General features: G+C 73.2%; 19 protein-coding genes. 7 read left to right on the top strand and 12 right to left on the bottom strand.

What is annotated here, in order from left to right:
* Positions 1–7: 7 nt before the first annotated feature.
* Entirely contained in the window at positions 8–1267 is a 1260-nt protein-coding gene (locus tag ABD998_RS15980; RefSeq protein ID WP_345441403.1) for a TetR/AcrR family transcriptional regulator, read from the top strand.
* 9 nt (positions 1268–1276) lie between these two features.
* Here the strand turns inward: ABD998_RS15980 and ABD998_RS15975 are convergent, their stop codons facing one another.
* Genes ABD998_RS15975 through ABD998_RS15950 form a run of 6 tightly spaced genes read right to left on the bottom strand, consistent with a single transcriptional unit; the run spans position 1277 to position 8451 of the window.
* On the bottom strand, positions 1277–2260 hold the full coding sequence (locus ABD998_RS15975) for an ornithine cyclodeaminase family protein (protein WP_345441400.1): 984 nt from the start codon (positions 2258–2260) through the stop codon (positions 1277–1279).
* Positions 2257–3477, bottom strand: coding sequence for an amidohydrolase family protein (locus ABD998_RS15970; RefSeq protein ID WP_345441397.1), 1221 nt, complete (start codon positions 3475–3477; stop codon positions 2257–2259). Before ABD998_RS15970 ends, ABD998_RS15975 begins: the two co-directional genes overlap by 4 nt.
* A complete protein-coding gene (locus tag ABD998_RS15965; RefSeq protein ID WP_345441394.1) occupies positions 3474–5018 on the bottom strand; it encodes an ABC transporter substrate-binding protein in 1545 nt (514 codons plus the stop codon). The genes ABD998_RS15970 and ABD998_RS15965 overlap by 4 nt, the downstream gene beginning before the upstream one ends.
* A 21-nt stretch (positions 5019–5039) precedes the next feature.
* Positions 5040–6653, bottom strand: a complete 1614-nt coding sequence (locus ABD998_RS15960; RefSeq protein WP_345441391.1) for an ABC transporter ATP-binding protein — start codon at positions 6651–6653, stop codon at positions 5040–5042.
* Positions 6650–7537 (bottom strand): ABC transporter permease, encoded by an 888-nt coding sequence (locus ABD998_RS15955; protein ID WP_345441388.1) that lies wholly within the window; start codon positions 7535–7537, stop codon positions 6650–6652. Before ABD998_RS15955 ends, ABD998_RS15960 begins: the two co-directional genes overlap by 4 nt.
* On the bottom strand, positions 7534–8451 hold the full coding sequence (locus ABD998_RS15950; RefSeq protein ID WP_345441385.1) for an ABC transporter permease: 918 nt from the start codon (positions 8449–8451) through the stop codon (positions 7534–7536). The genes ABD998_RS15955 and ABD998_RS15950 overlap by 4 nt, the downstream gene beginning before the upstream one ends.
* Positions 8452–8628: 177 nt before the next feature.
* Between ABD998_RS15950 and ABD998_RS15945 the strand changes: the two genes are divergently transcribed.
* Positions 8629–9321: a GntR family transcriptional regulator gene (locus ABD998_RS15945; protein ID WP_345441383.1), complete on the top strand. Its 693-nt coding sequence runs from the start codon at positions 8629–8631 to the stop codon at positions 9319–9321.
* A 12-nt stretch (positions 9322–9333) separates the two neighbouring features.
* On the opposite strand, the gene ABD998_RS15940 is transcribed toward ABD998_RS15945, so the two are convergent.
* Positions 9334–13011 (bottom strand): bifunctional proline dehydrogenase/L-glutamate gamma-semialdehyde dehydrogenase, encoded by a 3678-nt coding sequence (locus tag ABD998_RS15940; RefSeq protein WP_345441381.1) that lies wholly within the window; start codon positions 13009–13011, stop codon positions 9334–9336.
* 123 nt (positions 13012–13134) lie between these two features.
* The gene (locus tag ABD998_RS15935; protein WP_345441379.1) at positions 13135–13692 is read right to left on the bottom strand and encodes an acyl-CoA thioesterase; all 558 of its coding nucleotides are present in this window, start codon (positions 13690–13692) and stop codon (positions 13135–13137) included.
* A 103-nt stretch (positions 13693–13795) separates the two neighbouring features.
* On the opposite strand from ABD998_RS15935, the gene ABD998_RS15930 reads away from it, so the two are divergent.
* A complete protein-coding gene (locus tag ABD998_RS15930) occupies positions 13796–14302 on the top strand; it encodes a GNAT family N-acetyltransferase (RefSeq protein ID WP_345441376.1) in 507 nt (168 codons plus the stop codon).
* Between the two features lie 5 nt (positions 14303–14307).
* A complete protein-coding gene (gene cofE, locus ABD998_RS15925) occupies positions 14308–15072 on the top strand; it encodes a coenzyme F420-0:L-glutamate ligase (RefSeq protein WP_345441373.1) in 765 nt (254 codons plus the stop codon).
* Here cofE and ABD998_RS15920 read toward each other — a convergent pair.
* Positions 15033–16172, bottom strand: a complete 1140-nt coding sequence (locus tag ABD998_RS15920; RefSeq protein ID WP_345441370.1) for an alpha/beta hydrolase family protein — start codon at positions 16170–16172, stop codon at positions 15033–15035. The genes cofE and ABD998_RS15920 overlap by 40 nt on opposite strands.
* A gap of 136 nt (positions 16173–16308) precedes the next feature.
* On the opposite strand from ABD998_RS15920, the gene ABD998_RS15915 reads away from it, so the two are divergent.
* The 3 genes from ABD998_RS15915 to ABD998_RS15905 all read left to right on the top strand — a co-directional run bounded on the left by ABD998_RS15915 (position 16309) and on the right by ABD998_RS15905 (position 22485).
* The gene (locus ABD998_RS15915) at positions 16309–19809 is read left to right on the top strand and encodes a choice-of-anchor I family protein (RefSeq protein ID WP_345441367.1); all 3501 of its coding nucleotides are present in this window, start codon (positions 16309–16311) and stop codon (positions 19807–19809) included.
* 118 nt (positions 19810–19927) lie between these two features.
* The gene (locus tag ABD998_RS15910; RefSeq protein ID WP_345441364.1) at positions 19928–21040 is read left to right on the top strand and encodes an NAD(P)-binding domain-containing protein; all 1113 of its coding nucleotides are present in this window, start codon (positions 19928–19930) and stop codon (positions 21038–21040) included.
* A 173-nt stretch (positions 21041–21213) separates the two neighbouring features.
* Positions 21214–22485: an ATP-binding protein gene (locus ABD998_RS15905; RefSeq protein WP_345441361.1), complete on the top strand. Its 1272-nt coding sequence runs from the start codon at positions 21214–21216 to the stop codon at positions 22483–22485.
* Here ABD998_RS15905 and ABD998_RS15900 read toward each other — a convergent pair whose 3' ends face one another.
* From ABD998_RS15900 to rlmN, 3 genes are all read right to left on the bottom strand, one after another.
* Positions 22486–23418, bottom strand: a complete 933-nt coding sequence (locus ABD998_RS15900) for a cytochrome b/b6 domain-containing protein (RefSeq protein WP_345441358.1) — start codon at positions 23416–23418, stop codon at positions 22486–22488.
* An 85-nt stretch (positions 23419–23503) separates the two neighbouring features.
* Positions 23504–24517, bottom strand: coding sequence for an aldo/keto reductase family protein (locus ABD998_RS15895; protein ID WP_345441355.1), 1014 nt, complete (start codon positions 24515–24517; stop codon positions 23504–23506).
* Between the two features lie 19 nt (positions 24518–24536).
* Positions 24537–25784 (bottom strand): dual-specificity RNA methyltransferase RlmN, encoded by a 1248-nt coding sequence (gene rlmN / locus ABD998_RS15890; RefSeq protein WP_345441352.1) that lies wholly within the window; start codon positions 25782–25784, stop codon positions 24537–24539.
* Positions 25785–25948 lie beyond the last annotated feature (164 nt).

Raw genomic sequence — 25948 nt, 5'->3', positions numbered from 1 at the left:
GGCGACGATGACGCTGACGATGACGAGCCGCGCCGCGCGCACCGAGCGCACACGGGCGTCGATCGTCGACGCGGCCCTCGCGCTCTTCACACAGCACGGCTACCGCGCGGTCTCCCTCCGCGACATCGCCGCCGAGGCGGGCATCAGCCATCCCGCGCTGCTCAAGCACTTCCGCGGCAAGGAGGAGCTGCTCGCCTGCGTGCTCGAGCGGTTCGAGGACGACACCACCCTCACGACGCTGCCCGACATCGCGCGCGGCTCGACCGACGACCTGCCGTTCTCGATGGTCGCCCGCAGCAACGCCGAGGCTCCGGGCTACCTCCCGCTGTTCGCGTCGCTCATCGGCGAGGCATCGGCTGCGGGCCACCCCGCGCACGAGACGATGCGCGAGCGTGCGGCCGGGATCGGCCCCCTCGGCGCCGCCATGATCGAGGCCGCGCAGGGCGAGGGCGTCGTCGGCGACGACCGCGACCCCGCCGCCGAGTCGGTGCGCCTGATGGCGGCGTGGGACGCGCTGCAGGTCGTCGCGCAGTACCTGCCAGAGCGCGCCGACGTCGTCGACGCGCTGGAGCGCCATGAGGAGCTGCTGGCGTTCCCGGTCGGCTGGCGCTCCCCCGACGAGCCGCCGGCCGGCGCGGGCGCCGTGCCCGTGTACACGCCGCTCGCGAGCGCGCCCCGCGTCGAGACGGGGTACCGCGCGGGACGGGCCCGACGTCAGCGCATCATCGAGGACGCCATGACCCTGTTCGGGCGCGAGGGCTACGGCGACACGCCCCTGCGGGACATCGCCGAGCGCGTCGGCGTCTCGAAGTCGGCGCTGTACCACCACTTCCCGTCGAAGGACGCCCTGCTGCTCGCCGTGCTCGAGGAACGGGATCGGCGGATCGACGCGACCGCCACGGCGGCGGCCGACGCGACGGGCGCCGACCTGCTGCGCGCGCTGCCGGACGGCGCCGAGGCCAACGAGCGCGACGCCCCCGGCCTCGTCGAGGTGTACGCCGTGATCTCGTGCGAGGCGGTTCCGGAGAGCCACCCCGCGCACGCGTACTTCGCGCACCGCTTCGCGAGCGCGCTCGACGGGTTCGAGAGCATGTTCCGTGCCGCCGCGGCGGCCGGCGACCTGCCAGCGCACCGCGACCCCTCGCACGAAGCGCTGTGGCTGCTCGCCCTGTGGGACGGGCTGCAGTACCAGTGGCTCTACGACCGTGGCGGCGTCGACATCGGCGGGCAGCTGCGCGCCCACCTCGACGACGTGCTGCCGCGCTGACGCCGGCCCTCACGCCCCCAGGTCGACCGCCCATCCGACGCCCTGCGCGCGTGCGGCGCGGATGAGCAGGTCGGCGATCGCGAGATCCTGCGCGCCGATGCCGACGGAGTCGAACAGCGTGATCTCCGCCGCATCGCGTCGCCCTCGCGCGCGACCGGCGATGACCTCGCCGATCGACCCGACGACGTCGTCGAGCCGGACGGCCCCTTCCGCCACGGCGAGGAGCAGGTCGCCCGACTTCGTCTCCGCGGTCGCGCGATCGTCGACCCAGATCGACGAGCGGCGCAGGGCCTCGCCGTCCACCTCCCGCTCGTCGGGGCGCGGCCTCGCACCCACGACGTTGACGTGCTGGCCGGGCCGCAGCCATCCGCCCTCGACGATCGGCGAGCTCGACGGCGTCAGCGTGCACACGACGTCGGCCTCGGCGAAGACGGCGTGCACGTCGCCCACGACGTCGATCCTCCCGTCCCACTCCGCCGCCGCGGCGAGCGCGTCCGCCGACGCCCTCGTGCGCGACCAGACGACGAGCCGGTCGAACGGGCGGATGCCGCGGAGCTGGCGCACGTGCTCGCGGGCGAGCGCCCCGGCCCCGACGAGCCCCAGCACGCGGCTGTCGGGCCGCGCGAGCACGTCGGTTGCGACGGCGCTCGCCGCCGCCGTGCGCACGCGCGTGGGGACGCCGCCATGCAACAGTGCGACGGGCTCGCCGTCCTCGCGGTCGACGACGAGGATCATCGACCGCTGGGTCGGGAGCCCGCGCGCGGCGTTGCCTGGCACGTCGGCCAGGAGCTTCACCCCGGCCGTGCCGGTGCCGTCCGACACGGCCGACATGAGGATGTACCGGCCCGTGTCGGCGGCCGTCGCCATCGACGTCGGCCCCGGCTGGGCGGCGCGGCCCTCGGCGATCTCGGCGAAGATGCGCGACACGGCGTCGATCGTGGCCGGGCGGTCGACGAGCGCCTCGAGCTGCGACGCCGTCAGCACGAGCGTCACGCGGCTCCCTCGACGAGAGCGAGCGCGTCGGCGACGACGCCGCCGCGGTGCAGCACGGTGCGGTCGGGGCTGCGGTCCATGACGGCGGCCGCGACGGTGTCGCCCGCGACGAGCACGAGGTCGGCGCGGTCGCCGATGGCGAGCCCCGGGCGGTCGTCGATCCCCGCGAGGCGCGGGGCCGTGCCGATGACGGAGCGCCCGCCCATGGTCGCGACGGCGACGCAGTGCTCGACGTCCACGTCGCGGCGGAAGCCGTTCGTGAACGACATCTGCCAGGTGCGGTCGAGCATGTCGGCGTTGCCGTACGGGGTCCAGTAGTCGCGCTGGCCGTCTTCGCCGAGGCCCAGCCGGATGCCGTACTCGGCGAGGAGGAGCGTCGGGAGCGGCGAGGGCGGCGCGATCGTCGCCCAGGCGATGTCGCACGCCGCGAACTCCTCGAGCAGCGCGCGCAGCTCCCTTTCCGGCAGCTTCGCCAGCCCGTAGCCGTGCGAGATCGTCACGCGCCCGCGCAGGTCGAGCGCTTTCACGCGCTCGACGACGAGCTCCGCCGAGAACCTCGCGAGCTGGTCGGGCTCGTGCAGGTGGATGTCGATCGGGGCGTCGAAGCGCTGCGCGATGTCGAAGACGATGTCGAGGTGCCGGGCGGGATCGCGGTCGAGCGCGCACGGGTCGATGCCGCCGACGACGTCGGCGCCGTGCTCCATGGCGCGGGCGAGCAGCTCGGCCGAGCCCTCCTCACGCAGGAGCCCCGCCTGCGGGAAGGCGATGATCTCGACATCCGCCCGCCCCGCGTGCGCCTCCTTCGCGGCGATCACGGCGTCGAGGCGCTCGAGGCCGCAGTCGACGTCGACCTGCGCATAGCTGCGCACGCTCGTCGTGCCGTGCGCGATCATCCGGCCCAGGGTCTCGGTCGTGCGCCACGCGATCGGCTGCTCGGCCTCGCGCCAGTGGCTGCGGTCGTTGAGCATCATGTTCCAGACGCCCGGCGACCCCGTATGCGGGCGGAACGGCAGCCCGATGCGGGTCGAGTCGAGGTGGACGTGCACATCGGAGAAGGAGGGCAGGAGGATCCGGCCGCGGCCGGCGACGCGGACGTCGCCGACCGCGGTGCCCGCGGTGCCCGCGGGGAGGATGTCGGAGATGGCGTCGTCCGTCAGGACGACGTCGACGGCGGCGCCGCCCCACGGGCGGACGTCCTGGAGGATGGTGCGGGTCACTGGAAGCTCGTCTCGGTGAAGTCGTAGAGGCCGTCGGCGCGCGGTGCCCAGTCGAGCGCGGGGTCGGCGGCGAAGTTGTTCGCGGGCACGTAGAGCGGCACGAAGTACCCCTGGGTGTTGCTGTAGTCGAGCAGCTCGGCGAACACCGCCTCGCGCTCCTCGCCCGTCACGCCGCGCTGCGCGGCGGCGAGCTCGGCGGTGACGGGGTCCTGCGCGTAGTTGTTGTTGCCTGACGCCTCGTAGAAGTCGGTCAGCGGCAGGTCGCCGTCGACGGTCGACGGCGCCCACGTGTTGAGGTAGATGCCCGTGAACTCCTTGTTCCGCACCTTGAGCGTGTGGCTCTCCTGGTCGGCCCCGACCATGTCGACGGAGATGCCGACGTCGGAGAGGTAGCCCTGAATGGTCTGCGCCACCTCGGCGGAGAGCGGGATGCGGCCGTCCGTGGCGTAGTCGAACGTGATCGTCTCGCCCGCGTAGCCGGCCTCCGCCAGCAGCTCCTCTGCGCGCTCCGGGTCGTAGGCGGTGCCGGCGACCTCGTCGGAGTAGCCCTCGACGGCGGGAGCGAGCATCGCGGTCGCCGGCTCGGCGAGCCCGCCGAGGAGGCTCTCCGTGATGGCCTCCTGGTCGATCGCGGCCGCGATCGCCTCGCGCACGCGGACATCGGCGAGCACACCGGATGTCGAGTTCACGCCGAGGAACACGACGCCGTTCGACAGTGCGGAGAACACCTGCGCCGAGCCGCTCGACTCGACCGACGACACCTGGGTGGGCCCGACCTGCGCGACGTCGAGCGAACCCGACAGCACGCCGTTGACCCGCGACTCGTCGGACGACACGGGCTGGAGCGAGATCGACTCGATCTCGGGGGCGTCTCCCCAGTAGTCCTCGTTGCGGACGAGGTCGTACGCGACGCCCTTCTGCACGTTCTCGAACACGTACGGGCCCGAGCCGACCGGGTCCTGCGCGAAGGCGTCGGCGCCCATCTCCTGGTAGGTGTCGGCGGGCACGATCGAGATGAGCGAGGTGTTGCGCGGGAACGCGGAGAACGGCTGCTTCAGGTGGAATCGCACCGTGTGCTCGTCGACGGCCTCGACCGAGTCGATCGACGACAGGTAGGCGAAGTTCTCGCTCGTCGGGTCGTCGAGGATGGCCTGGTAGGAGAAGACGACGTCGTCCGCCGTGATCTCCTCGCCGTTCGACGCGGTGACCCCCTCGCGGAGCGCGAAGTCCCACTGCGTGAGGTCGTCGTTGGGCGTCCACTCCTCGGCGAGCTTCGGCTCCATCTCGCCGTCGGCCGTGATCTTCACGAGCTGGTCGAACGTGTGGAAGAAGACCGACAGCACGACGAGAGCACCCGAGCGGACGGGGTCCATCGAGGTGGGGTCCGTGGGCAGCGCCGCCACGATGGCGGTCGTCGCGGCCTCCGCAGCATCGCCGGACGGCTCGTCGAAGCCGCCGGCGCAGCCGGCGAGCACGATGCCGCCGAGGGAGAGGAGGGCGCCGGCCGCGAGCGGGCGGCGACGGGGGCGGGAGAAGGTCATGATGTCCTCGTTTCGGGGGGGTCAGGATGCGGGTGCGGGCTCGAGGCGCGGGACGGCGTCGAGGAGGGTGCGGGTGTACGGATGGCGGGGGCTGCGGAAGATCTCGTCGGCGGGCGCCTCCTCGACGACGCGCCCGCCCTGCATGACGACGACCCGGTCGGCGATGTTGCGCACGACGCCGAGGTCGTGGGAGATGAAGAGGTAGCCGAGGCCGTGGGCGCGCTGCAGGTCGTCGAGGAGGTCGAGGACCTGCGCCTGGATCGACACGTCGAGGGCCGAGACCGGCTCGTCGAGGACGAGCAGCCCCGGCCGCAGGGCGAGGGCCCGCGCGATGCCGACGCGCTGGCGCTGCCCGCCCGACAGCGCGCCGGGCAGCCTGCCGGCGAACGACTCGTCGAGCCCCACGTCGGCGAGCAGGCCGAGCACGCGCTCGCGCGAGTGCACGCGCCGGATCCGGAGCGGCTCCGCGACGATCTCGGCCACGGTCATCCGCGGGTCGAGGGCCGAGTACGGGTCCTGGAAGACGATCTGGGCGCGCTCGCGCTCACCCGCGTTGCGGCGGGCGAGGGCGGGGGCGACGCGGTGGCCCCCGAGCGCGACCGTGCCGCTCGTGCCCGCATGGATGCCGAGCACGGCGCGCGCGAGCGACGACTTGCCGCAGCCCGACTCCCCGACGATCGCGACCGTCTCGCCGCGTCCGACGCGCAGGCTCACCCCGTCGACGGCGCGCACGGGCGGAGCGCCTCGCCGGGGAGCGGGATACTCCACGACGAGGTCGGAGACGACCAGCGCGTCGTCTCCGACGGCACCCGCGATCGGCGGCCGATCGGGCTCGTGCGCCTCGGGCCGTGCGGCGAGCAGGCGTCGCGTGTACTCGTGCGCCGGCGCCCGCAGCACCGCGCCGGTCGGCCCCTCCTCGACGAGCGCTCCCCGGTACATGACCGACACGCGGTCGGTGTTCTCGGCGACGAGACCGAGGTCGTGGGTGATGAGGACGAGCGCCGACCCTGTCCGCTCGCGCACCTCGGCGAGCAGCGCCATGACCTGCGCCTGCACCGTGACGTCGAGCGCGGTCGTCGGCTCGTCGGCGATGAGCAGGAGCGGGTCGTGGGCGACCGCCATGGCGATCATGGCGCGCTGGCGCATGCCGCCCGACCACTGATGCGGGCGGGTGGCCGCGCGGTCGGCCGCGTGGCGGACGCCGACCGACTCGAGCAGCTCGACAGCGCGCTCGCGCGCCTGCCGACGGCTGAGCCGGGGGTCGTGCACGCGCACCGCCGTGGCGATCTGCGCGCCGACCGACCGCAGCGGATTGAGCGCCGACATGGGGTCCTGGAAGACCATCGCGGCCGTGCGCCCGCGGAGCGTGCGCATCTCCCGCTCGGGCAGCGATGTGATGTCGCGGCCGTCGAGCACGATGCGACCGGCCGCGATGCGCACGCCGGCGGGCAGCAGGCCGAGCGCGGCGAGCATCGTGAGGCTCTTGCCCGAGCCCGACTCGCCGACGACGCCGAGCGACTCCCCCGCCCCCACCTGGAGGGAGACGCCGTCGACGGCGAGACGCGGGCCATCCGCGGCGGCCCCCGCGTGCGCGGGGACCTCGATGCGGAGGTCGTCGATCTCGAGCACGCTCATCGCATGCCTCCCTTCCGGAGGAGGGCGCCGCGGCTCTCCGCCGTGAACTGCTGGCTGACGAACTGGGCGCCTGCGACGGCGAGGAACATCACGAGCCCCGGCAGGACGGCGAGCCACGGGTCCGACCCGAGGTACTTCTGGCCGTCGAAGATCATCGACCCCCAGCTGGGCACGGGCGGCTGCACGCCGAGGCCGAGGTACTCCAGCGACGACTCGATGAGCACGATCGTGGCGATGTCGGTCGCGGCGATGATGAGCGTGTGCGGCCAGACGTTGGGGACGATGTGGCGGGCGAGCACCCACACCGTGTCGGCGCCCTGCGTGAGGGGCGCCACGACGAAGTCCTGGCGGCGCAGCGATGCGGCGACGTTGCGCGTCACTCGGGCGTAGCCGACCCACCAGGTGCATCCGAGCACCACGACGACGAGCCCCGCGCTCGGGCGCAGCACGGCGCAGATGGCGATGAGGAGGAGGACGACGGGCATCGCGAGGGTGACGTTGCTGACGACCGCGACGACGGCCTCGACACGACCGCCGACGTAGCCGGCGACGATCCCGATCGTCGAGCCGATGACGGCGTTCAGGCACACGATCGCGAGCGTGATGCCGAGCGTCACGCTCGACGCGAGCGAGACGCGGTCGAGCAGGTCGCGCCCGAGGGCGTCGGTCCCGAGCGGATGGGCCGGGTCGGCGAAGGGCGGGACGAGTGCGGAGCGCAGGTCCTGCGCCATCGGGTCGAATCCCGGCAGCAGCGGCGGGACGGCCGCCAGCAGCGCGACGGCCGCGATCATGGCGAGGCCGACGACGGCCGAGGGCCGCAGCGCGAAGCCCGGGCGGGACGCCGTGACGGCGGGAGGTGCGGCGGGGATGATCTGCGCGGTCATGCGAGAGCCGTCCGGGGGTCGATGCGGTGGACGACGAGGTCGACGAGCGTGTTGACCACGACGAACATGAGGGCGACGAACAGCAGGCCCGCCTGCACGATGGGGAAGTCGCGCTGGCTGACGGCGTCGGTGAGCAGCTGGCCGAGGCCCGGCCAGGCGAAGACCACCTCGACGACGACCGTTCCGCCGAGGAGCCCGCCGAGGTTGAGGCCCGCCATCCCCAGCACGGGGAGGAGGGCGTTCGGGAGCATCTGCGTGAGGAGGATCGCGCTGCGGCGCTGGCCCTGCGCGAACGCCGTGCGCACGTAGTCCTGGGACGCCTGCTCGCTGAGTGCTGCGTCGAGCAGGCGGAGGTACATGACGAACTGGCCGGTCGCGAGGGTGACGACGGGCAGCACGAGGCTCGCGGGGCTCGTCCGCCCGAGTGACGGGAGCACGGCCAGCGTGACGGCGAAGACGAGGACGAGCAGGAGGCCGAAGAAGAAGTCGGGAACCGACTGCCGCAGCGCGCCGGCCCATCCCGCGACGGCGCGCAGCACGCGGCTGCCGGTGAGCTGGATGGCGAGCGCGACGATCACGGCGAGCGCGAGGCCGGCCGCGAACGACCACAGCGCGAGCTCGAAGGTGGCGGGGACGCGCTCGAGGACGAGGCCGATGGCGGGCTCCCGGAGGCGGTATGAGTCGCCGAAGTCGCCCGTGAGCAGTCCTGCGAGGTACGACGCGTACTGCACGATGAGCGGCCGGTCGAAGCCGAGCGAGGCGTTCATCGCGGCGACGTCCTCGGCCGAGGCGTTGTCGGGCAGGAGCAGGGCGCCCGGCTCGCCCGTGGCGCGGCCGAGCGCGAACGCGATCGTCACGACGGCGAAGAGCGTCGCGAGCGATGCGCCGAGGCGGCGGACGAGGAAACCGATCATGCGTTGGACGTTAGGCGAGGGCCGCTGCCCGATCCCGCCGTTTAACACGGTCGTCACAGAGCCCTTACGCCGATGTCATTTTCGCATACCAAACGCACGAAAAACGTGACTTGATCGTCACTCACGACCCTTTTGGCATTCCAAGTGCGCTTCACGCCGACCTGCGATGATGGCCCCATGACCATCCAGACCGAGCTCGCGACGCCCACGCGCATCGCCCATCATCTGCGCGAGCAGATCATCACGGGCGAGCTCGCGATGGGGTCCAAGCTCAACGAGCGCGAGATCGCCGAGCGCCTCGCCGTCTCGCGCGTGCCCGTGCGCGAGGCCCTGCCCATCCTCGAGGCGGAGGGGTTCATCACGTCCCAGCCGCGACGCGGCGCCGTCGTCCACACGTTCACGCTCGTCGACGCGCAGGAGGTCTTCGACCTGCGCCGTCAGCTCGAGCCGCTCGCGGCCGAGTTCGCGGCGCGACGGGCCGCCGACGGCGCCGACGTCACGGCGATGCGCCAGGCCCTCGAGTTCGCGCATGCGCCGGCGTCGGCGCTGCCCCCGTCGACGCGCAACTCCGACCTGCACGAGGAGATCATCCGGCTCGCCGGCCATGCCCTGCTCGAGCGCGTGAGCAGCCTCCTCAACGGCCGTGTGAGGTGGCTCTTCCGCCTCACGCCCGAGCGCGACACCACCGCGATGTGGCAGGAGCACAAGGACATCGTCGACGCGATCGTCGCGGGGTCGGCCGACCTCGCCGCCATGCTGACGGCCGCGCACGTCGAGCGCGCCCGGATCGAGTCGATGCCCCTGCTCGTCGGGCGCCTGCCCGCGACGCCCCCGCAGCCGCGACGGCGTCGAGCGGCCCGCTCCCTCTGATCGGAGCGGCTCTCAGATCACCTCCGAGAAGCGGTCGTCGGGGTTGCCGAAGCGGTGCGCGGTGATCGAGATCGCCTGCTCGCGGAGGAACGGCAGCAGCTCGAGCCGCCCGGCGGTCGTCACGTCCCCCGACCAGATCGCCAGGTCGGGGTCGCCGCCGACGGCGTGCGCGAGACGGCGGTGCAGGGCGACGCTTTCTCCCGCGTCCGCGACGATGCGCACCCGGTTCGGCCGTTCGCGCTCGATGCCGAGGATCTGCTCGCTCGTCGCGAGCGACGTGGTGTCCGCGGCGGGTTCCGGGATGCCCCCTGCCATCCGCTCGACCCAGTCGTCGTCGCTCTCCACGGCGACGGGCACGTCGAGGTCGCCGAGCGCGCGGCGCACGGGGGCGGGGAGGCCGCCCGGCACGCTGAGGCTGAACCAGTCGGCCGCGCGGATGCCCGCCACCACGACCCGCAGGACGTCCTTCCAGGCGGCGTCCGCCGTCGCGCGGACGGCGGCCGATGTCGCACGGTAGCGGAAGAGGTTGCGCTCGACGCCGAGCCCCGACACGTCCTTCACCTGTCCGAACTCGCGCTCCCACGCGGACGCATCGGAGTGCGCGGCGCGGCGCAGCCATTCGAACTCGTCGGAGGGGAGCCCCGGCCGGGCCGCATCGAGGAACGCCGCGATGCGGCCGTCGAGCCCGCGCGGATGGCCGAGGGCCTGCGCCCCGCCCGTCGCGCGCCAGCTGCCGAGGCCGACGAGGTGGTTCGGCCCGCCCGCCTTCGCCCCGGTCCCGACGGACGAGCGCTTCCATCCGCCGAACGGCTGCCGCTGCACGACGGCTCCCGTGATGCCGCGGTTGACGTACAGGTTGCCCGCCTGCACGGTCTCCAGCCACCGCTCCAGGTCGTCGGGGTCCTGCGTGTGCAGGCCCGCCGTGAGCCCGTAGTCGACGGCGTTCTGCAGGGCGATCGCGTCATCCAGCGTCGCCGCGTGCATGACCCCGAGCACGGGCCCGAAGAACTCCTCGCGATGGAAGCGCGAGCCGGCGCGCACCCCGATCCGGATGCCCGGACTCCAGAGCCGGTCGTCCCCGTCGTCGAGGGGGCGCGGCCGGAGCAGCCACGACTCGCCCTCCTCGAGCTCGGAGAGCGCCCAGGCCAGCTTGCCGCGCGGCGCCTCGATGAGCGGCCCGACCTCCGAGAGCGGGTCGTGGGCGGGCCCCACGCGCAGCGAGCGCGTCGCGTCGACGAGCTGCCGGGCGAACCTCCGCGAGCGGCCGATCGGGCCGACGAGGATCGCGAGCGAGGCGGCGGAGCACTTCTGACCGGCGTGCCCGAACGCGCTGCGCACGATGTCGGCCGCGGCGAGGTCGAGGTCGGCCGACGGGGTCACGATGACGGCGTTCTTGCCGCTCGTCTCGGCGTGCAGTGCGAGATCGGGCCGCCACGTGCGGAAGAGGCGCGCCGTCTCCCACGACCCCGTGAGGATGACCCGGTCGACGTCCGCGTGCGAGACGAGGCGGCGGCCGAGGCCCCCGCCGTCTGCGTCGCCGCCCCCTCCATCGACCGCGTCGAGCGCGACGAGGGCGAGCAGGTCGCGCGGGACGCCGGCCGCCCACATCGCCTCCGCGAGGACGGCGGCGCTCCGGCGCGCCTGGTGCGCGGGTTTGAAGACGACGCCCGATCCCGCGGCGAGCGCGGCGAGCACGCCGCCGGCGGGGATGGCGAGGGGGAAGTTCCACGGCGGCGCGACGACCGTGACGCGGGAGGGCTGGAAGACGGCGCCCGGCACGCGGTCGAGCTCGCCCGCGTTCGCGGCATAGTACGCGGCGAAGTCGACGGCCTCGCTCACCTCGGTGTCGGCCTCCGCGAGGACCTTGCCGGTCTCTGCTGCCGCGACCTCGACGAGGTCGCCGCGCCGGCGTTCGAGCTCGCGCGCGACGGCGCGCAGCAGCTCGGCGCGTTCGGCGGCCGGCGTCCCGCCCCATGCGGACGCCGCCTCCCGCACCCGCGCCACGACGGCGTCGAGACCCGCCGCGTCGGCGATCCGGGCGTCCTCGACCTCGGAGACGCCGAGACGCGACCGGGGCACGCGGGAGAGGACGGCCCTGCCCCATTCCCGATTGGCCGCGAGCGAGGGGTCGGTGTCGGGGGCGTTGCGGAAGCCGGCCGCGCCGACGGCGGGCGCGCCCTCGTGCGAGGCGAAGACGGCCGTGGAGTGCCAGGCGCCGTCGTCCCGGCCAATGCGGCGCGTGTCGGCGAGCGCCGCGGCGTCGGGCTCGGCCGGCGCCTCGAGAGGCCGCTCCGGCTCGCCGTCGCGCTGCGGCCGGCGCCGCGGACCGACCGCGAGCGACGCGTCGCCGGCACGCGAGGCCGATGCGCGGAAGCGGTCGGCCTCCCGCGCGAACAGGCGGTCGTCGTCGTGGAGGCGGAACGCGGAGGAGAGGAAGTTCTCGGCGGACGCGGTCTCCTCGAGTCGCCGCACGAGATAGCTCACGGCGGCGTCGAACTCGTCCGGCTTCACGACCGGCACGTACAGCAGCAGGCGCCCCACGTCGCGCGCCACCGCCTGCATCTGGCCCTCGGCCATCCCGAGGAGCATCTCGAACTCGACGGCGTCGCGCACGCCGCGCTCGCCCGCGCGCAGCCACGCCCAGGCGATGTCGAAGAGGTTGTGCCCTGCGACGCCGATGCGCACGGCGCGCGTGCGCTGCGTGTCGAAGGCCGCGTCGAGGCAGCGCAGGTAGTTCGCGTCGGTGTCGGCCTTGGTGTCGTAGGGGGCCTGCGGCCATCCGTGCAGCGCGGCGTCGACCCGCTCCATGGCGAGGTTCGCCCCCTTCACGAGCCGCACCTTGATGGGCGCGCCGTCGCCGTCCACGCGCTCCTGCGCCCAGGCGGTGAGCGCATCGAGCGCGGGAAGGGCGTCGGGGAGATACGCCTGCAGGACGATGCCGGCGTGGTACCCGTGGAGCCGGGGATCGTCGAGCAGTCGTCGGAAGACGGCGACCGTGAGGTCGAGGTCGCGGTACTCCTCCATGTCGAGGTTGAGGAACGTCCCGTTGCCGGCAGCCGAGAGGTACAGCGGCAGGAGCCGGTCGGCGACGGCCGCGACGGTCTCCTCGAAGGCCCACATCGACAGGCGGCTCGCGATCGCCGAGACCTTGACCGACACGTAGTCGACGTCGGGGCGGCGGACGAGCTCATGGATGCCCTCGAGCCGGCGATGCGCCTCCTTCTCGCCCAGCACGGCCTCGCCGAGGAGGTTGAGGTTGAGCCTGGCGCCCTTCTCGCGCAGCGCGGCGAGCGCGGGGCCGAGCTTGTCGGGGCGCGCGTCGACGATGAGATGGCCGACCATGCGGCGCAGTGCCCGACGGGCCGCCGGCACCACGGCGAACGGCGCCACGGGACCGACGACACCTCCCGCGCGGATGGCCGACCGCAGGTGCCACGGGAGGAAGCTCGGCGCGAGCGGGGCGATCCGGGCGAGCTCCGCCGCCGCAGCGGGGAGGCTCTCTGGACGCATGACGCCGTCGACGAAGCCGATCGTGAAGGGCAGCCCGCGGGGGTCCTCCAGGACGCCCGCGAGGCGCTCGGCCGACGCGTCGACGTCGGCCGTCGCCGCCTCGTCCACCCATCGTCGGGCGAGCGCGACCGCCTCCTCGACGATCGCTCCCCCGTCTTCGTGCGCTGCTCCGTCGACCATGGCGACAGCCTAGGGACGGGACCGCCCGCAACCCGGGCATGGCGGCTATGGGTCTCCTGAGTCGTGGGACGTCGAGACGTTCACGACCTCCTCGGGTCGTCGACGCGGTCCTTCTCCGTCCCGTCAGTCCCAGGTGCTCGGGGCGGGGCGCCGCGTCGAGGGGAGCGCCGCGGCCTCGGCCCACTCGTGAATCCACGGCGCGACCTCGGGGAGGCCGTCGGGCACGTCGACCGCGGCGAAGAGCTCGTCGTGCGGCACGGGCCCGGACCTCCCGAGCAGGCGGGCCCGGATGATCGCCTGCGCGTAGATCTCGCCGTCGACGACGGCGCGGTGCTCCATGTACAGCGCGCGGTCGTCGCGGCCGATCCACCGCGTCTCGAGCTCGAAGCGCTGCCACAGCTCGAGCGAGCGGCGGAACGTGATGGTCTCGCTCGACACGACGGGGTACCACCCTCGCGAACGGAACAGCCCCGTGAGGCCCGAGCGCTCGAGCATGTCCCACCGTCCCAGGTCGAACAGCGACAGGTAGCGGCCGTTGTTGAGATGGCGGAGCAGGTCGATGTCGGTCGGGAGCACGCGCAGGCGGATGCGGTAGACGTCGTCGAGCGGCCGGACGCCCACCCTGCGGGCGCGTCGCTTCGCTCGTCGGATCACGAGGAGGGTTCGCCAGAGCACGTTCACGGAGGGCGACGCTACCGGCGCTCCCCTCGCCGCCCGCGTTCGTTGTCGACCCTCCACAACCCGTGGATTTCGCCCCGCCCGCGGCGCCGCGTACCCTGGCGGCATGGCCACCGAAACGCACGCCGACGTGCTCGTCCGCCCCGTCCGCGACGTCGACGCGGAGGCGCTCGGACGCGTGCACGCCAAGGTCTGGCACGAGACCTACGATCAGCTGATCAGCACGGCGACGCTCGAGAACGTCTCCCCGCGCCGCCTCGCCGAGCTCTGGACCCACTACACCGCCCAGGGCCCCGAGTACCGGATGGCCGCCGCCCTCGTCGACGGGGAGATCATCGGCTTCGCCGGGTCGGGCCCCGCGCGCGACGCCGACGCCCCGGCAGCCCGCGAGCTCTACTTCGTCTACCTGCTCGACTCGTGGCACCGCAAGGGCATCGGCCGCGCGCTCTTCGACGCCGTCGTCGACGACGGAGAGCCGCTCTACCTGTGGCTCGCCGAGCGCTACCCCGGCGCCCGCGACTTCTACGAGAAGCGCGACCTCCGCCTCGACGGCGCGCGCCGCGACGAGCCGTTCCTCGGTGAGACGCTCACCGAGGTCCGCTACTCGCGCTGACCCGCGTGCTGCAGGTCTGGGGGCTCGCCGGCATCGGCGAGATCTCGGCGGGAGACGACCTCGCCGCGATCGTGGGCGACGCGCTCGCCGCATCCGGGGAGGAGCCGTCCGACGGCGACATCCTCGTCGTGACGAGCAAGGTGGTGTCGAAGGCCGAGGGCCGTTCCGTCGTCGCCGACGACCGCGAGGACGCCATCACGCGGGAGACCGTGCGCGTCGTGGCGACGCGGACCTCGCCGACAGGGCACACGACCCGCATCGTCGAGAACCGGCTCGGCATCGTGTCGGCGGCCGCCGGCGTCGACGCCTCCAACACGCCGGAGGGCACGGTCCTCCTCCTGCCCGTCGACCCCGACGCGTCGGCCCGTGCGCTCGCCGCCGCCCTGCGCGAGCGGTTCGGGGTCCGTCTCGGCGTGCTGGTGTCCGACACGCTCGGCCGTGCGTGGCGCGACGGGCAGACCGACCATGCGATCGGCGCGGCCGGCGTGCACGTGTTCGAGGATCTGCGCGGCGGCGTCGACGCGCAGGGCCGTCCGCTCGTCGTGACGCTCCCCTGCGTCGCCGACGAGCTGTGCGCCGCGGCCGACCTCGTCAAGCGCAAGACGACGGGGATGCCCGTGGCCGTCGTCCGGGGGCGCGCGGACCTCGTGGGCGACCTCGATCTGCCCGGTGCGCGCTCGATCGTGCGCACGGGCGAGCGCGACATGTTCCGGCTCGGCGCCGACGAGGCCTATGCGGAGGGGTTCGCCGCCGGGAGCGGCTCCGCCTGAACCGCGCGCAGCCGCTCCCGCACCGTCTCCGTGAACCATTCCGGAGCGACGTTGTACTCCCACGAGTGGTCGGCCTCCGGCGCCTCCCGCACCTCGACGAGTCCGGGGTTCGCGTGCGCGAACGCCTCCGTCGACGCGAACGGCACGGTGCGGTCGGCACGCGAGTGCACGACGAGCGCGGGCACCCGCAGGCGCCCGGCGCGCGTCCAGTCCAGCACGTCGACGTCGACGGGGGCCGACAGCCCCGCGAGGCGCGACAGCACGGGATGCCCGAGTGCGCGGATGGCGTGCCGGGCGGCCGCAGACGGGAACGGCACGTGTCCGACCACGGCCCCCGCTCGGATGGCCGCGCGCCAGTCGGTCGCCGGGCCCACGAGCACGAGGGCGGCGATGCGGTCGCGATGCGCGCTCGTCTCGGTGAGCCGCAGCGCGATGCCCCCTCCCATCGACCATCCGCACAGCACGACGCGGCGGGCGCCGTGCTGCACGGCGTACGCGATCGCCGCGTCGACGTCGTCCGACTCGTCGAGGCCGAGTCTGCTCGCGCCGCCCGCTGCCGGCCCGGCGGTGCCGTCGCCGCGGAACGAGACGACGAGGCTCGGCAGCCCCTCGGCCTCGGCCGCGAGCACGGAGCGCAGCGCGTTGTCGCGCGTCGCCCGGATGCCGTGGATGTGGAGCACCCAGGTGTCGTGCCGGTCCGGCCCGAACCTCCAGGCGGGCGCCGGCCCCGACGGCGCGTCCACGACGACGTCGCGGTGCGGTCCGGCATCCGACGGGAGGGCGTGCACGTCGCCCTCCCACCGCACGCCGCCTGGACGCGGAGACGCGCCTCCCGCGATCGCGCGCACGACCATCCGCCCGTCGTCGGAGAGCACGTCGCCCACGAGCGCGTATCCGTCGCCCTGGCGGACGCCGAACACACCGGGATGGCGGGTCTTGGCCGACGCGGCGAACGTCGCCGTGGCCGCGTCGGCCGCGATCACGCGCTCGTCGGCGTGCGGGCGCCAGGCGACGACGCGGCGCGCGAACGCGACGCCCAGCGCGGCCTGCAGCGCCCACGCGGCGGCGGCCGCTGCGGCGAGCCGGGCGAGGGTCTTCATCGCCGCCAGCGTACCCGTCCGGCGCCGGCGGACCGTCCGTCCGTTCACCTCGACGTCATCTCGCGGCGGTAGGCAGGACGGCGGCGCCCGGGCGGCCTGCCCGGCGCCGCACCCTTCCTGCGACCCGAGGACAGCGATGCCTTCTCCCTTCTCCCGACGCTCCGCGAGCGCCGTCGCCGCCACGGCCGCGGTCTGCGCGCTCGCGCTCGCTCCGGCGACCGCGGCGAGCGCCGCCCTGGTTCCCGACCCGATCGTCGGCGCAGCCTCCGACGCCCCCTTCTCCCTCGTCCCCACGGGGACCTACGAGACCGGGGTGTTCGACGAGGGCGCGTCGGAGATCGTGCAGGCCCACGGCGACCGCCTCTACTCGATCAACGCGGCGGAGGGCTCGGTGAGCGTGCTCGACATGAGCGACCCGGCGGCCCCCTCCCTCCTCTACACGGTCGGCTCCGACGGGTACGTCGCGAATTCCGTGGCCATCCGAGAGGACGGCCTCGGGGTCGTCGCGCTCGAGGTCGCCGACGACAAGACGGCGGACGGCGCGCTGCTGTTCTTCGACGCAGACGCCGACGCGGCGACCGTGCTCGGGACCGTGGCGGTCGGCGCGCTCCCCGACATGGTCACCGTCTCGCCCAACGGCGCCTACGCGCTCGTCGCGAACGAGGGCGAGCCCGCAGACGACTTCTCGAGCGACCCGGAGGGATCGGTCGGCGTCGTGACCCTGCCGGCTCCCGGCACGGTCGAGGCGCCGACGCAGGGCGCGGTCGCGATCGCCGACTTCCACGCCTTCGAGGACGGCGCCCTCCCCGAGGACGTCCGCGTGTTCGGGCCCACGCCGCACGGCGACGACCTGCCGGTCTCGCGCAACCTCGAGCCGGAGTACATCGCCGTCTCGGGCACGACCGCCTACGCCGCGCTGCAGGAGGCGAACGCCGTCGCGGTCGTCGACCTCCCCACCGCGACCGTCACGGACATCTGGTCGCTCGGCGTCAAGGACTGGGGCGAGGTCGCCCTCGACCCGTCCGACCGCGACCCCGAGGACGCCCCCACCGTCTCCCTGGAGACCTACCCCGGCCTGAAGGGCATGTACATGCCCGACGGCATCCAGAGCTACCAGGTCGACGGCGAGACGTACCTCGTGACGGCGAACGAGGGCGACGCGCGCGAATGGGGCGACTACGTCGAGCCCGCGCGCGTGAAGGACCTCGGCGAGATCGACGACGAGACCGGCGCGATGACGGGGTACGGCCCCGTGTGCGACACCGCGTTCGACGCAGCGACCCTCGAGGACGACGCCCTCGGCCGCCTCGAGGTCTCCACCGAGATGGGCTTCGACGAGGCGGCCGGCTGCTACACCGAGCTCTACGCCTACGGCGCCCGGTCGTTCTCCATCTACACGGCCGACGGCACGCAGGTCTTCGACTCCGGCTCGCAGTTCGAGGAGATCACGGCCGAGCTGCTACCCGAGCACTTCAACGCCAGCCACGACGACAACGAGCTCGAGAGCCGCAGCGACGCGAAGGGCGTCGAGCCCGAGAACCTGGCCATCGGCGAGGTCGACGGCCGCACCTACGCCTTCATCGGCTTCGAACGGCTCGGCGGCGTCATCGCCTACGACATCACCGACCCCGAGGCTCCCGCGTACGTCACCTACGTCAACAACCGCGACTTCTCCGTCTCGGCCGCCGACGACATCGAGGCCGAGCCCGACCGCCAGGCCGAGATCCTCTCGCAGGCGGGCGACCTCGGCCCCGAGGGGCTCGACTTCATCCCCGCCGACGAGTCGCCCACCGGCAAGCCGATGCTCGCCGTCGGCAACGAGGTGTCGGGATCGACGACCCTCTACACGGTCGACGACGGCACCACCGAGGTGCAGGTGCTGACGATCAACGACTTCCACGGGCGCATCGAGGCGAACGGCGACGAGGCGGGCGCCGCGGTGCTCGCGGGCGCCGTCGCGCAGTACCGCGACGCGAACCCGAACACGATCTTCGCCTCGGCCGGCGACAACATCGGCGCCTCCACGTTCACCTCGTTCATCAACGACGACGAGCCCACGATCGACGCGCTCGTCGCCGGCGGACTCGACCTGAGCGTCGTCGGCAACCACGAGTTCGACCAGGGCTTCGCCGACCTGACCGACCGCGTCATCCCCCGCTACGGCAGTGCCGACTACGCGCTCGGCGCCAACGTCTACGAGAAGGGCACCGACACCCCGGCGCTCGAGGAGTACGCCGTGCGCGAGGTGGGCGGCGTGCGGGTGGCCTTCATCGGCACCGTCACGAGCGACACCGCGACGCTCGTGAGCCCCGCCGGCATCTCCGACATCGAGTTCGGCGACCAGCTCGAGGCGGCCAACCGCGTCGCCGCCGAGATCACGGCGGATGACGCCGCCGATGTGGTCGTGCTGCTGAGCCACTCCGGCTCGTCGGGCGAGGACTGCACGGCGCTGGCGGAGGAGCAGAGCGAGTACGGCGATCTCGTCCGCGGCGCGTCCGCCGACATCGACGCCATCGTGTCCGGCCACACGCACCAGCTCTACAGCTGCGAGATCGACGGGCGCCCGGTCATCCAGGCGCACCAGTACGGCACGACGCTCGGTGCGCTCGACATCCAGGTCGACGACGCGACGGGCGAGCTCGTCTCGATCGCGGGCTCGACGGTCGACCTCGTCGCGCAGAGGGGCGACGACGACGTGCCGCAGTTCCCGGCTGACGCGGCAGTGCAGGAGATCGTCGACGCGGCGTCGGCCGAGGCCGACGTGCTCGGTCAGGAGGTCGTCGGCCAGATCAGCGCCGACATCCTCCGCGGCGGCACCCCTCCCGGCGACGACCGCGGCGTCGAGTCGACGATGGGCAACCTCGTCGCCGACGTGTACCTCTGGGCCACCTCGGCGGAGTACGGCGACTACGGCGGGGAGCCCGCCGACCTCGCGCTCATGAACCCTGGCGGCCTGCGCGACGACCTGCTCTACGGCGAGGACGGCGCGGTGACCTACGAGGAGGTCGCCGCCGTGCAGCCGTTCGGCAACACCCTCGTCACGACGACGCTCACGGGCGCGCAGCTCGAGCAGGTCCTCGAAGAGCAGTGGCAGCCGGGCAACGAGCGCGAGAAGCTCCACCTCGGGGTCTCGGAGGGCTTCGCGTACGAGTACGTCGAGGATGCCGCCGCCGGCGAGCACGTCGTCTCGATGACCCTCGACGGCGCGCCGATCGCGCCCGAGGACGAGTTCCTCGTCACGACGAACTCGTTCATCGCCGCGGGCGGCGACGGCTTCACGACCTTCGCGGAGGGCGTCGGCACGGCCGACACGGGTCTCATCGACCTCTCGTCGACCGTGGACTACTTCGCCGCGCACGACGTCGTCGACCCGGCCGAGCTCGGCCGCGCGGCGGAGCACGTCGCGACGGAGCCGACCCCCGAGCCGACCGAGACCCCCGAGACGCCCGAGACCCCGGCGCCTTCCGAGACGCCCGCACCCTCGGAGACGCCCGCACCCTCGGAGACCGACGATCCCGCTGAGCCCGGCGCACTCGCTCCGACGGGCGTCGACGTGACGATCGCCGTCGCGTTCGGCGCGGCGGCGCTCATCGCCGCCGGCACCCTGCTCGTCGTCGCGAGGCGGCGCCGGAGCTGACCCGCTCCTCCTGAGGGGCCGCCGCCGCGACCACGAGTCGCGACGGCGGCCCCTTCCTCGTCGCCGTGCTCATTCACTCGAATGGAATGTCGCGTGCTCGCGCGGGGTTGATCTCACCGTGACCCCCGTCGACGTGCTCGTGATCGGGGCCGGTCAGGCCGGCCTCTCGGCGGCGTACCACCTGCGGCGTCGCGGGTTCTCCCCCGTCGACGAGGCGGCGGCGGGGGCGACGTTCGCCGTCCTCGATGCGAACGCGGCGCCGGGCGGCGCGTGGCAGCACCGCTGGGAGTCCCTCCGGATGGGCACCGTGAACGGCATCCACGAGCTCCCCGGCCATCCCGTGCCGCCCGCCGACCCGGCCGGCGCGAGCCGCGACGTCCTGCCGGCGTACTTCGCCGAGTACGAGGAGATGTTCGACCTCCGCGTGCGCCGCCCCGTCTCGGTGCGCGCCGTGCGCCGCGCGGGCGGCGAGCGCCTCGTCGTCGAGACGTCGGAGGGGGCCGGGACGGAGGGGGCCGGGTCGGAGGGTCAGTGGGCGGCGCGCTACGTCGTCAACGCGACGGGCACGTGGACGCAGCCGTTCGTCCCCCGCTTCCCGGGCCAGGAGCGGTTCCGGGGACGCCAGCTGCACGTCGCCGACTACGTGTCCGCCGAGGCGTTCGCGGGTCAGCGCGTCATCGTCGTCGGCGCCGGCATCTCCGCCGTGCAGCTGCTCGAGGAGATCTCGCACGTCGCCGAGACGGTGTGGATGACGCGGCGCGAGCCCGAGTGGACCGACGCGGCTTTCGACGAGTCCGCGCGCATCGCAGCGATCGCGGGCGTCGAGGAGCGGGTGAGCCGCGGCCTCCCGCCCGGCAGCGTCATCTCCGTGACCGGCATGCACTGGACGCCGTGGGCGCTCGCCGCGCGCGAGCGCGGTGTGCTCGTGCGCCATCCGATGTTCGCGTCGATCGAGGAGGACGGCGTGCGGATGGCCGACGGCTCGTTCGTCGCGGCCGACGCCATCCTGTGGGCGACGGGCTTCCGACCCGCGCTCCGGCACCTCGCTCCGCTGCGGCTGCGGACCCCCGAGGGCGGCATCCGCGCCTCGCACGGACGCGCGATCGACGAGCCGCGCCTCTTCCTCCTCGGCTACGGCCCCTCGGCATCGACCGTCGGCGCCAACCGGGCGGGGCGCGATGCCGTGCGCGCCATCGTCGCCGAGATGACCGCCGCGCGCGACGCCGCCTGAGCCATCCGCCCGGTCGTTCCCGCCACACGGCGATGACCGCCGGGCGCGACGCCGCCTGAGCCATCCGGTACCCTTTCGGTACCGTCCCGCACCCGGGACCGCATCGACGCGGCACCATCCCTGCCGGCACCCTTCCGCCGCTCCCTCGGAGCGACCTGCCGCCAGGAGGCATCATGAGCCGTACCCGCATCCGCGACTTCCACGACGACGACCTCGACGGGATCGTCCGCCTCTGGGAGGACGTCGCCCGCGCCGACTCCCCCGTCTACGCCCTGTCCGAGGTGATCGCCTCGTGCCAGGCCGATCACGCCGTCGTGGCCGTCCGCGACGACGAGATCGTCGGAGCCGCCGTCGGCCGGGCCGCGCACGCGCAGGGGTGGGTCGTGTTCTTCGGCGTGAGCCCCCACGAGCGCGACGACCGCGTCGAAGCGGGCCTCCTCGACGCGCTCGAGCGCCGGATGGCTCCGCTCGGCCTCGGCAAGCTCTCGATCCTCGTCGCCGACCGGGCCGGCGCCGTCGACGGGCTCACGGCCAACGGCTTCGAGGCGCGCACGCAACTGCGCTACCTCGAGCGGCAGATGCCCGTGCAGCGCCGCGAGCTCGATCTGCTGAAGGACGTCGGCGGGCGCATCCTCCCGCGGCATCTATGGGATGCCGTGAGCGGCATGCAGCTGGAGAAGGACCTGCTCGAGGAGCGGCTCGTCGTGCCGCTCTCGCGCCCCGATCTCGCCGACCGGTACGGCGTCGTGCCCCCGCGCGCCGTCATGCTGTTCGGGCCTCCCGGCACAGGCAAGACGACGTTCGCGAAGGCCGTCGCCTCCCGGCTCGACTGGCCGTTCGTGGAGCTGTTCCCCTCGCGGCTCTCCGGCGAGCCGGGAGGTCTCGCGGCCGCGCTGCGCTCGACGTTCGAGGTCATCGGTGAGCTGGAGCACGCGGTCGTGTTCATCGACGAGGTGGAGGAGATCGCAGCCCGGCGCGGCGGCGAGCCGCCTTCGCCCATGCAGGGCGTGACGAACGAGCTCCTCAAGCTCGTCGCGGAGTTCCGCGAGCGCGAGGGCCGGCTGCTCGTCTGCGCGACGAACTTCGTGCGCGCGCTCGATGCGGCGTTCCTGCGGCACGGCCGCTTCGACTACGTCATCCCGATCGGCCTGCCCGACGCCGAGGCACGGCGCGCGATCTGGCGCCGCTACGTGCCGCGGCCCGTGGCCGAGGGGCTCGACTTCGACGCGCTCATGGAGTCGAGCGAGGGGCTCACCCCCGCCGACATCGAGTACGCCGCGCGTCGCGCATCGCAGGAGGCCCTCGCCCGTGCGCTCAAGGGCGGCGACGAGGCGCCCCTCGCGACGGCGGACTACCTCGCCGCGCTCCGGGCGACGCGTGCGACCGTCTCCGAGGAGACGGCGCGCGAGTTCCGCGACGACGTGCGCACGCTCGCGAGGCTGTAGCTACTTCCGCAGGCGCACGTCGCCGAACCGCCTCGCCACGGCCGCGATCCAGCGGTCGTGGCGGATGGCGAGCCAGCCTGCCGCGAGGATGACGAGCGAGCCGAGGAAGACAACGGCCCCGAGCCATCCGTCTCCGTCATTGCCGGCGTACATCGTGTTGAGGTTGCGGCGCAGCCCCGTCGTCAGGACGAGGCCGACGTGCACGATCACGAAGGCGACGAAGAACAGCATGGTCGGCCAGTGCAGGCTCTTCGCGAGCTTCTCGGGGAAGACCCGGCTCAGCCTCTCGTTCTGACGCGGCCAGAAGGCGCTGAGGCGGAAGCCCGTGAGTGCGGCGACGGGAGCGGCGAGGAACACGATGGCGAAGTAGCTCAGCTGCTGCAGCGCGTTGTAGTGCGTCCAGCCGTCGTGGACGGGCCAGTCGAGCGACGCGTACTGGAGGAAGGCGGAGAGCGCGTGCGGGAAGACGTCCCAGCTCGTCGGGACGATGCGCGCCCAGTGGCCCGTGGCGAAGAGGAGCACGACGAACACGACGCCGTTCACGAGCCACAGCACGTCGACGGCGATGTGGCCCCACAGGGCGAGGCTCATCCGCCGCTTCTTGACCTTCCTCGACGACCACAGGCCGCCGGCGACCTTCTCGTTCCGCACCCGCAGCCCCGAACGGATGATGAGGACGAGGAAGAACGCGTTGAGGAAGTGCGTCCACGATACCCACGCGGGGATGCCGGGGGCCGTGACCTCGGGGAGCGTGGACGTGCCGGGGTAGGCGGCGACGAGATCGGCGACGGCCCCGAAGCTCATGAGCCATCGGACGGCCGCGACGGCCATGAGTCCGAGGACCGGGAGCGACGCGGCGCCGAGGAGGTACGCGAGCGCACGGGGCCACGGCGTCGTCTCGAGCCGGGGCGTGCGGGGGCGGGGGGACGTCACCAGACGATCATGCCAATCGGGTCGTCACATCCGGAAACCCGGCGAAACACAGCGCCCCCGAGCGCGGGCCCGGGGGCGCTGCGCGTCAGACGAGACGCGCGGCCGGCGAGACGCCGTAGGTGTCCTCCGGGTCGTCGTTCACGACGCCCGCGAGCGCCGCGTCGATCGCGGCGAGCGCATCGGCCTCGATCACGACGCCCGACGCCTTGACGGTGTCCGCGAGCTGCTCGGGCCGCGACGCCCCCACGAGCGCGGCCGCCACATTGGGGTTCTGCAGCACCCAGGCGATCGCGAGCTGCGGCATGGTGAGCCCGAGGTCGGAGGCGATGGGCTTGAGCTTCTGCACGGCCGTGAGGGTGTCGTCGGCGAGGAAGCGCTGGATGAACCCGGCTCCGCTCTTCTCGTCGGTCGCGCGGCTGCCCGCCGGCACGGGCTGGCCGGGCACGTACTTGCCGCTGAGCACACCCTGGGCCATGGGCGACCACACGATCTGCGAGATGCCGAGCTCCTCGCTCGCCGGCACCACCTTGCCCTCGATGACGCGGTGGAGCATGGAGTATTGCGGCTGGTTCGAGACGAGCTGGAAGCCGAGCTGCGTCGCGAGGGCGTGTCCCTCGCGCAGCTGCTCGGCCGTCCACTCCGAGACGCCGATGTACAGGGCCTTGCCCTGGCGGACGATGTCGGCGAACGCCTGCATCGTCTCCTCGAGCGGCGTCTCGTGATCGTAGCGGTGCGCCTGGTAGAGGTCGACGTAGTCGACGCCCAGCCGACGCAGCGATCCCTCGATGCCGTCGCGGATGTGCTTGCGGCTGAGCCCGGTGTCGTTGGGGCCCTTCGGACCGATCGGGAAGTAGACCTTCGTGAAGATCTCGAGGCTCTCGCGCCGCTGGCCCTTCAGCGCCTCGGCGAGCACCTCCTCCGCGGCCGTGTTGGCGTAGGTGTCCGCGGTGTCGAACGTCGTGATGCCGGCGTCGAGAGCGGCGTGCACGGTGGCGATCGCCGCGTCGTTCTCGACCTGGGAGGCGTGGGTCACCCAGTTGCCGTAGGTGATCTCGGAGACCTTGAAGCCGCTGTTGCCGAGGTAGCGATAGTTGACCATGGGTCCACGCTATCGGCGCTCAGGCGGTTGCGGCCGCGACCTCGTCCTCCTCGGTCGCGACGAGCTGGCCGCACGCGCCGTCGATCTCCTTGCCGCGGGTGTCGCGGATGGTCGTGGGCACGCCCGCGTCGTTGAGGCGGCGCACGAACTCGAGCTGCGCCGAGCGCGGCGACGCGTCCCACACCGATCCCGGCGTCGGGTTGAGCGGGATCGGGTTCACGTGCACCCAGCCGCGCCCGCGCGCGTTGAGCTTCTCGGCGAGCAGGTCGGCGCGCCACGGGTGGTCGTTCATGTCGCGGATGAGGGCGTACTCGATCGACACGCGGCGACCGGTCTTGTCGAAGTAGGCGCGAGCCGCGTCGAGCGCCTCGTCGACCTTCCAGCGCGAGTTGACGGGGATGAGCTCGTCGCGCAGCTCGTCGTCGGGCGCGTGCAGCGACAGTGCGAAGGTGACGGGGATGTCCTCGTTGGCGAGCTTGCGGATGGCCGGCACGAGACCCACGGTCGACACCGTGATGCCGCGGGCGCTCATCCCGAGGCCCTCCTTCTTGTCGACCATGACGCGCACGGCCTGCATGACGCGGTTGTAGTTGGCGAGGGGCTCGCCCATCCCCATGAAGACGATGTTCGACACGCGCTCCGCGCTGTGGTCGTCGGACTTCTTCCCGCCGAGCTCGCCGCGCGCGATGAGGGCGTTGGCGCGCACGACCTGGTCGACGATCTCCGCCGCCGACATGTTGCGCGTGAGGCCCGCCTGCCCGGTCGCGCAGAACGGGCAGTTCATGCCGCAGCCCGCCTGCGACGACACGCACAGCGTGATGCGGCCGGGGTAGCGCATGAGCACCGACTCGACGAGCGCGCCGTCGTGCAGCTTCCAGAGGAACTTGATCGTGTCGCCGCCATCGGTCTGCAGCCGGCGCACCTCGGTGAGGAGCGGAGGCAGCAGGCCCGCGACGAGCTCCTCGCGCCCTGCGGCGGGAAGGTCGGTCATGTCGGCTGCATCGCTCGTGTGGCGCGTGAAGTAGTGCTTCGCGAGCTGCTTCGCGCGGAAGCCCGGAAGGCCCAGCTCCTTCAGCTTCGCGGTGCGCTCCTCGGGTGCGAGGTCGGCGAGGTGCACGGGCGGCTTCCCGCGCTTGGGGCTCGCGAACTGCAGCAGCGGGCGGCCCGAGTCGTCCTTCTGCTGCTGCCAGCCCTCCGTGCGCGGGCGCACCTGGCGCACGCCGGTGCTCGTCGGGCGCGTCGGGGCGGGTCGCTCGCTCTCGGTCATGCTCTCCAGGGTAGGGCTTCGGGCCTGCGAACCACCTGGTCTCCGCGGGTTCCGGGCCGCCCGCCAGCCCGGCGCTGCCGGGCGCCTCCGGACACCGCCGGGCGCCGCCGGACACATCGCAGGAGATCCGGAGCCCGTCATGCGGCCCGACGGCGCGATCACTC

It is taken from the genome of Microbacterium gilvum (genome assembly GCF_039543865.1).
Taxonomy (GTDB): domain Bacteria; phylum Actinomycetota; class Actinomycetes; order Actinomycetales; family Microbacteriaceae; genus Microbacterium; species Microbacterium gilvum.
This window is presented reverse-complemented; position numbering and strand designations above follow the sequence as displayed.